Origin of the sequence: Streptomyces hilarionis, from assembly GCF_024539675.1 — a bacterium.
Lineage (GTDB): Bacteria > Actinomycetota > Actinomycetes > Streptomycetales > Streptomycetaceae > Streptomyces > Streptomyces hilarionis.
Window position 1 is genome coordinate 1 of sequence record NZ_JAHHIT010000541.1, and the last position, 353, is coordinate 353.

Here is a 353-nt window from a genome sequence, read left to right on the forward strand (position 1 = left end):
TCCGGGAAGCGTGCCGACGCGGGCGGCGGCGGGGGCGGGGTCATGGCGTCCGTGTGCTGGGCCCGCAGCCTGACGAAGCGGGGGGCGGTGCGGGGAAGGGGTCCGGCGGTGTCGGAGGCGCCCGGGGCGCCGCCGCCCGCGCGGCCCTCGGCGGACGGCGGACGCGCCGGGCCGGTGGAGGGCTCGCGGGCGGGGTCCGGCTCGGCGGGCGCGGAGGCGGCGCGGCGTATGACGTCGCGCTCCGGCCGGCCGCCGGTCGCGGGGCGGGCGGGCCCGGTGTCCGTGGCGCCGTCGGCGTCCGTCGGGTCCGCGCCCTGTGCCGCCGGCCGCTGCGTCGGGGGCCGGGACGGGCG

The 353-nt window shown here is 85.3% G+C and carries 1 pseudogene; it reads right to left on the bottom strand.

What is annotated here, in order from left to right:
* Positions 1-353 (bottom strand): annotated as a pseudogene (locus KMS84_RS44155) (hypothetical protein); the annotation flags it as partial.